8 protein-coding genes are annotated in these 6,748 nt (G+C 66.0%); 3 read left to right on the forward strand and 5 right to left on the reverse strand.

Annotated features, from left to right (window positions below; genetic code table 11):
• Positions 1-75: 75 nt before the first annotated feature.
• Entirely contained in the window at positions 76-966 is an 891-nt protein-coding gene (locus ON44_RS15490; protein ID WP_040690537.1) for a class I SAM-dependent methyltransferase, read from the forward strand.
• A gap of 502 nt (positions 967-1,468) precedes the next feature.
• Here ON44_RS15490 and ON44_RS15495 read toward each other — a convergent pair.
• The gene (locus ON44_RS15495; protein ID WP_040690538.1) at positions 1,469-2,317 is read right to left on the reverse strand and encodes a helix-turn-helix transcriptional regulator; all 849 of its coding nucleotides are present in this window, start codon (positions 2,315-2,317) and stop codon (positions 1,469-1,471) included.
• A 101-nt stretch (positions 2,318-2,418) separates the two neighbouring features.
• Here ON44_RS15495 and ON44_RS15500 point away from each other — a divergent pair, with 101 nt between their 5' ends.
• The gene (locus ON44_RS15500; RefSeq protein ID WP_040690539.1) at positions 2,419-3,138 is read left to right on the forward strand and encodes an SDR family oxidoreductase; all 720 of its coding nucleotides are present in this window, start codon (positions 2,419-2,421) and stop codon (positions 3,136-3,138) included.
• Positions 3,139-3,189: 51 nt separating this feature from the next.
• Here ON44_RS15500 and fabG read toward each other — a convergent pair whose 3' ends face one another.
• Together fabG and ON44_RS15510 are read right to left on the reverse strand one after the other, a co-directional pair.
• Positions 3,190-3,942 carry a 3-oxoacyl-ACP reductase FabG gene (gene fabG, locus ON44_RS15505; protein ID WP_040690540.1) on the reverse strand — a complete coding sequence of 251 codons (753 nt, stop codon included), beginning with the start codon at positions 3,940-3,942 and terminating at the stop codon, positions 3,190-3,192.
• Positions 3,943-3,977: 35 nt separating this feature from the next.
• Positions 3,978-5,126 carry an acyl-CoA dehydrogenase family protein gene (locus ON44_RS15510; RefSeq protein WP_040690541.1) on the reverse strand — a complete coding sequence of 383 codons (1,149 nt, stop codon included), beginning with the start codon at positions 5,124-5,126 and terminating at the stop codon, positions 3,978-3,980.
• A gap of 129 nt (positions 5,127-5,255) precedes the next feature.
• Here ON44_RS15510 and ON44_RS15515 point away from each other — a divergent pair, with 129 nt between their 5' ends.
• The gene (locus tag ON44_RS15515; protein WP_040690570.1) at positions 5,256-5,903 is read left to right on the forward strand and encodes a TetR/AcrR family transcriptional regulator; all 648 of its coding nucleotides are present in this window, start codon (positions 5,256-5,258) and stop codon (positions 5,901-5,903) included.
• On the opposite strand, the gene ON44_RS15520 is transcribed toward ON44_RS15515, so the two are convergent.
• The gene (locus tag ON44_RS15520) at positions 5,900-6,499 is read right to left on the reverse strand and encodes an HAD family hydrolase (RefSeq protein WP_040690545.1); all 600 of its coding nucleotides are present in this window, start codon (positions 6,497-6,499) and stop codon (positions 5,900-5,902) included. The genes ON44_RS15515 and ON44_RS15520 overlap by 4 nt on opposite strands.
• A gap of 50 nt (positions 6,500-6,549) precedes the next feature.
• The coding region (locus tag ON44_RS51955) for a hypothetical protein (protein WP_218007575.1) at positions 6,550-6,748 on the reverse strand (199 nt) is incomplete at its 5' end.

The raw sequence follows: 6,748 nt of genomic DNA on the forward strand, positions 1-6,748 counted from the left end.
CGACTCAGCCAGGGAAGTAGCTTGTGTGGCTGAGTTCACGGTGCTCGCGTCGTGTTCGTGAGTAGCGTCTCGAGTATGGACAATGAGGGACCCAGCCGGACAGCGCTCGTGACTGCTTACGCCCGTGCCTATCATCAAATTGTTGACCGGCCAAGGATTCTTACCGATCCACTGGCGGCACGTCTGCTGGGTGTCACTGTGGATGAGCTGACCGAATTGGGCAGGCCCGCAGAGGATCGTCCCGGTAGCGATGTCGGTCCGGGAATCCTGCGGCTGGGTGTCAGTGATCGGCCGCGCCGCCTGTTCTTTGCTGCTCGTGCCCGTTTCGCCGAGGATCGTGTGGCCGAGGCCGTCGCTGCCGGCGTGCGACAGGTCGTGATCCTCGGCGCGGGCCTGGATACCTTCGCCTACCGCAACCCTCATCCTGGCCTGCGTGTATTCGAGGTCGACCATCCCGCTACCCAAGCGTGGAAACACCAACGCCTCGCCGCATCCGGTATCGACCAGCCCGAGCGGTTGACTTTCGTGCCGGTCGACTTCGAAACCGACACACTGGCAACACGATTGGAGGCCGCCGGATTCAGCCGTACCGATCCGGCCGTATTCGTGTGGCTCGGTGTCGTCTTCTATCTGACCCCGGACGCCGCCCGCGCTACCCTCGAATACATTGCTCGTCAATCCGAGCGGGTCGAGGTGATCTTCGACTACCTGCAGTCGGCAGACACCGACGAGGATCGTGCGCAGATGCAGGTGCGCGCGAATCGAGCGGCAGCTGTCGGCGAACCCTGGTTCAGCTACTTCACTCCTGACGACATCGCCGCACAGTTGCGCGCGCTCGGCTTCACCGACGTCGAAGACCACTCCGCCACGGACGTCATCGCTGGGTACCTCGACGGATCCGCGGAATTCGAGGGCGAACCACCCCAGGCACTGCGCCCTGTCCGCATACTACGGGCGCGCCGCTGAGGATTCCCCGCAAGTTCCTTGCCAGCGCAGGCCCAGCCGCGGCCGGTCTCCGGTGATTCCGGAGACCCTGAGTCGTTCGCGCATGCTATTCGTCGTCGGCGGTGTCCGGGTCGCGCAGCGGTCTATGGACCCCGCCGAGGTCGGGCAGGTGGTGTAGTGCCGTCGATGCCGATATGGGCGCGCACGAACGCCGACAAGCGCTCGAGGTCGGCGTCCAGCACCGAGTAGCCGCCACCCCGACGACCCACTGACACCCGAGGAAACGGCCTCCAGACCCAAGTCCTCCAGCGTCCAGACAACCAGTAGCCAGCCGGAACCCTCAACGCCGCACCCATCCCTGACCAGGGACTACGCCATATCCGTTGTTTTTCGGCGATTACTACCGGAACCCCATATCCAATGGCTACTGCGCAGAGTACACCTTGGGTGAGGTGCTCAAAAGCTGTGCGAGCTAAGGCTTCTCGACCGCACAGTGCGACACCGCGCGATCGGGTTTCCGGTGCTAGCGCTGTTCGCTCAGCTGCTGGGTTCCGGTGATCCGGAGCAGTTCGAGCGCTGAGGCAGCGGGGGTATCGGGTGCCGCGGAGTACACGACCACGGCCTGGTCGCTGTCGGGAACGAACAGGGCGTCGCAATCCAGGACCAACCGCCCGACCTCGGGATGATCGATGGTCTTGGTGGCGCTGCGCCAGTTGCCGGTGCTCCCTTCGCGCCACAGTCGGTCGAATCGCGTACTGCGCGAACGTAGTTCGGCGACGAGACGAGCCAGGTCCGGATCGTCGGGATAGGCCGCCTTCGCGCTGCGCAGCGAGCTGACCCAGGATTCGGCGGCCGCCTCGGCCTCAGTGGGCGTGAAGACCACGCGGGAAGGTTCGGTCCCGAGGAAGGACTGCCAGATGATGTTGCGCCGGGCGGGCGACCACGCGGAGAAGTCCCCGAGCAATGCGGCGGCCATCGAATTCCAGGCCAGCACATCGGCTTTCGCGGAGATCACCAGTGCGGGCAGATCTGCCATCCGGTCCAGCAGTCGCAGCACGCTCGGTCGCACCACCATGTTGATGCGACCCTCCTGCGGTGGCGCGGAACCGGCGAGCCGGAACAGCAGATCGCGTTCGGGATCCGCGAGCCGGAGGGCGCGGGCGAGCGCGCCGAGCACCGCCACCGACGGTCGCGGTCCACGCCCCTGTTCGAGCCGAACCACATAGTCGACACTGACACCGGCCAGTTGCGCGACCTCCTCGCGCCGCAGCCCCGGCACCTGGCGCCGCGAACCGCTCGGCAGCCCGACATCGCGCGGCCGCACCCGGGCACGGGCCTGCCGCAGCAGCGTGGCGAGTTCGGCGCGATCCATGCCTCGATGATGCCGCAGCGCGCGGGCGCCGGGGTGGTACTGCCGGTCCCAGGAGTTATCGGCCCTGGAGCGAGATTCGGGTGGCGGGCCAAGGTCGAGTCGTGAGCAACACGACAACAGCCCTGGTGACCGGGGCGAACAAGGGAATCGGCCGCGAAACGGTCCGCAGGCTGGCCGAGCTCGGCTGGCAGGTATTCCTCGGTGCCCGCGATGCGGAGCGAGGTAAGGCAGCCGCGTTCGAACTCGCCGAACAGGGTTTGCACGTCGAGTTCGTCCAGTTGGATGTGACGTCCGTCGAATCGATCGCGGCCGCCGCCGAGACTATCGCGGGCCGGACGCCCCACCTGGATGTTCTGATCAACAATGCGGGTATCGGCGGTACGCGCGCCACTCCCGCCGACACCGTGGCCGCCGATTTCCGAAATGTCTTCGAGACCAACGTTTTCGGCCCCGTGCAGGTGACCCACGCCTTTCTCCCGCTACTGCGCGCGGCCACCAACCCGCGCATCGTGATGGTGTCCAGCGGCATCGGTTCGATTACCATCACCTCCGATCCGAGCCGGATCGAATCGCAGATCCTCGGGCTGGTCTACCCCTCCTCGAAGACCGCGCTGAACATGATCACCACGCAGTACTCCCGCGAATTGCCGCAGATGCGGGTCAATGCCGCCGATCCCGGTTACACCGCAACGGATTTGAACGGGAACTCAGGGCATCAAACGGTCACCGAGGGCACCGACGCCATCGTGCATCTCGCGACCATCGGTGCCGACGGCCCCACCGGCGGCTTCTTCAACCGCCTCGGCCGGGTGCCCTGGTGAGCACCCGACCTGGCAGTCCTGTGCCGGTCCCGGACGGCGCTACCAGCGCATTCAGCGTGCTCCGCCGTTGACGTACAACGTCTGGCCGCTGACGTAGGACGCCTCATCACTGGCCAGAAATGCGATCACCGCGGCAACCTCCTCGGGTTGTCCAACGCGGCCCAGGGGAGTCCGCTCGGCCACAGCCTTCTGGTGGTCCTCGGCCGTGAGCCCGACTCGGTTCGCGGTCGCGGCCGTCATCGCGGTGGCGATGTAGCCGGGCGCGACGGCATTGACATTGATGTTGTACGGCCCGAGTTCGATGGCCAGCGTCGCGGTCAGGCCCTGGATGCCGGCCTTCGTGGCGGCATAATTCGCCTGACCGCGGTTGCCCAGCGCCGAGCGGCTGGACAGCGAGACGATCTTGCCGTAGCGCTGGGCGACCATGTACTCCTGGGCCGCCTGGGTGCAGTGGAAAACGCCGGTCAGATTGACCGCGAGCACCGCATTCCAGTCGTCCTCGGAGAGCCGGAAGAACAGATCGTCGCGGGTGATGCCCGCATTGTTGACCAGAATGTGCGGACCGCCGAGATCCGTTGCGATATCGGCGAATACGGATTCCACCGAGGCTCGGTCGGTGACATCGCAGACATAACTGTGGGCCGCGCCGCCCGCCGCGACGATCTGCTCGGCGGTGTCCGTGGGTGCAGTGCGGTCGAGTACGGCGACCTGTGCGCCCTGGGCGGCGAGCAGCTGCGCGGTGGCCGCGCCGATACCCTGTGCCGCGCCGGTGACAACGGCGACCCGGTCGGTGAATCTGGTCATCGAACGTCCTCCTCGGGAGTTTGATACGGCGGTCGTCAGAATGCGCTGACTCCGGTCAGCGCACGACCGATCAGCAGCTTCTGGATCTGGCTCGTGCCCTCGTACAAGGTCATCACCTTGGCGTCACGCAGATATTTACCGACCGGGAATTCGTCGATATAGCCATAACCGCCGAAGACCTGCAGCGCCCGATCGGCGGCGCGCACCGCGGCCTCGCTCGCGAACAATTTGGCCTTCGACGACTCGACGGCGAATTCGGCGCCGCGGTCGATCAGATCGGCTACCCGCCACACCAGCAGCCGGGCCGCATCCACATCGAGGGCGATGTCGGCGAGCAGCTCCTGCACCAGCTGGTGCCCGGCGATCGGCTTGCCGAATTGTTCGCGCTCGGTGGCATATCCGACGGCGGCGTCCAGGCAGGCCTGCGCGATACCGACACAACCGGCGGCCACCGACATCCGCCCCTTGGCCAGCGCGGCCATAGCGACGGTGAAACCCTTACCCTCGTCGTGCAATCGGGCGCTGTCGGGGACTCGGACGCCGTCGAATACGAGTTCGGCGGTGGCCTGCCCGCGCAGTCCCAGCTTGCCGTGGATGGTGCGGGCGGTGAAGCCGGGGGAGTCGGTCGGCACCAGGAATGCGGTGATGCCACGATGTCCTTCGCCGCCGGTGCGTGCGAAGACCAGGGCTACGTCCGCCCAAGTGCCGTTGGTGATGAACATCTTGGTCCCGGACAACACCCAGTCGTCACCGTCACGGACCGCGCGGGTGCGCAATTGCGCCGCATCGGAACCGGTTCCGGGTTCGGTGAGGCCGAAGCAGCCGAGCGCGGCGCCCGAGGTCAGGCGCGGCAGCCAGGTGCGCTTCTGCTCCTCGGTGCCGTAGTGGTTGATCGACTTGGTGACCAAACCCAAAGAGACCGAGACGATTCCGCGCACCGCGGAGTCGCCGCGGCCGAGTTCCTCGAGCACCAGACAGTAGGTGAGATGGTCGCCACCGCTGCCGCCGTACTCCTCGGGAATGGTCAGGCCGAGGAAGCCGACCTCGCCCAGTTTGGACACGATCGCGGTATCGACGGATTCGGTCCGGTCCCATTCCGTCGCATGCGGCGCGATCTCGCGGTCGACGAATTCGGCGGCCAAGCGCTTGGCGGCGGACTGTTCGTCGGACAGTTCCAGGTTCATCACGACTCCGGGGCAGGAAAACTAACAGCGGAAGTTTCTCGTATGCTAACCATCGATAAACTTACGATGCAAGTTTGATGTTGCGGGTGTCCGCCGTGCGATACTGGATTGATCGACCAGGAGGTTTTCGTGGGAAGGCCCCGCCGCCCCTTGCTCAGTCGCGACCGTATCGTGGCGGCCGCGCTGGATCTGGTGGATGCCGAAGGTCTGGAGGCGGTTTCGATCCGTCGACTCGCCACCGAACTCGGGGTGCAGGGCCCATCGCTCTACAACCATGTGGCCACCAAGGACGATCTGCTGGACGCGATGGTCGATGCCGTACTCGGCAAGATCGATCTGTCCATGTTCACCGATATCTCGGATTGGCGTGTGGCACTGCGTGATTGGGCCAGGTCGTATCGGGCGGCCCTGGCCGCGCATCCGAAGGTGGTGCCCGCCTTGAATCAGGGCATGGGTCGACGGCCGAATGCGTTGCGGCAGGCCGATGCGGTCTTCGGTGGTCTGGTGGCGGCGGGCTGGCCGCGCCGCGAGGCCACCCAGGTGGGTGCGCTCATGCGGTTCTTCGTCATCGGGTCGACGCTGGGGTCGTTCGCGGGCGGGTTCCCGGAGGACGCGGCGGTCTATCGCGGAAATTATCCGCATCTGGACGAGGCGCATCTGCTGTCGGGACGGCAGCGCGATATCGATGACGCCGCCTTCGAGACCGGGCTGCACGCGTTGCTGGACGGCTTGTCGTTGCGGTTCGAGACGCTGGAGGGTGCGGCGGGCGGGCGCTAGCGCGCGGCCAGCCAGTCCGGGAATTCGGTCAGCCCACCCAGGACGAAATCCGCTCCCGCCGTGCGCAATTCGTCGGCATCGCAGGGGCCGGTCGCGACCCCGAGCGCAAAGACGTCCGCCGCCCGCGCCCCGCGCATATCGCCCTCGTGATCGCCGACGAACAGATCCGCGCCATGCTCGCGCAGTGCCGCCGCCTTACCGTCGGACCACAGATCACCGACCACCTCATCGATCCGCCACCCGAGTTCGGCGACGTGCAGCCGGGCCAGCGGTTCGTGTTTACCGGTCACGATGAGCACCCGCCCGCCACGCGCACGGACGGCATCCAATGCGGCATCGGCACCGGGCATGGCCGGAATGTAGGGCACGATCGACGGATAGATCTCGCGGTAGCGGGTCACGAGTGCCGGAATGAGCTCCTCGGGCGCACCGGCGTCTGCCAGCAGCATCGCCAGCGGCGGGCCGAGCCGGTCGGCCAGTTCGGCACTACGCAACGGCAGGTCGAACTCGGTGGCCAACTGCTCGATCGCTTTGCACACACCCGGTCGGGAATCGATCAGCGTCATATCGAGGTCGAAACCGACGGTCCAGGTCATCCCATGACTCTATCGTCGGCACTCGATCGGCCGCGCGACAGCACCTGTGGTTAACCGAACAGGGCGCGGCGAAGATCAATCAGGGGGAACATTTCCGCAGGCGGCGCGAAAAGCAGGTCGCCGACCTTACAGTTGACCGACAGCGAAGGGCTCCGGTCTGCATCGCGGAGGACGAGATGACGAGCCAGCGCCAGCCACCGACCGTGGGCTCGATATTCGGGCACTACCGGTTGGATCGGCTGCTCGGGC

Origin of the sequence: Nocardia vinacea NBRC 16497 (genome assembly GCF_000308835.1) — a bacterium.
In the GTDB taxonomy this organism is placed as follows: domain Bacteria; phylum Actinomycetota; class Actinomycetes; order Mycobacteriales; family Mycobacteriaceae; genus Nocardia; species Nocardia vinacea.

Bases quoted from the DNA above. Each gene is read 5' to 3' on its own strand.
- ON44_RS15520 (WP_040690545.1), bottom strand. From the start codon at position 6,499: ATGACCTGGACCGTCGGTTTCGACCTCGATATGACGCTGATCGATTCC.
- ON44_RS15490 (WP_040690537.1), top strand. From the start codon at position 76: ATGGACAATGAGGGACCCAGCCGGACAGCGCTCGTGACTGCTTACGCC.
- fabG (WP_040690540.1), bottom strand. From the start codon at position 3,942: ATGACCAGATTCACCGACCGGGTCGCCGTTGTCACCGGCGCGGCACAG.
- ON44_RS15495 (WP_040690538.1), bottom strand. From the start codon at position 2,317: ATGGATCGCGCCGAACTCGCCACGCTGCTGCGGCAGGCCCGTGCCCGG.
- ON44_RS15510 (WP_040690541.1), bottom strand. From the start codon at position 5,126: ATGAACCTGGAACTGTCCGACGAACAGTCCGCCGCCAAGCGCTTGGCC.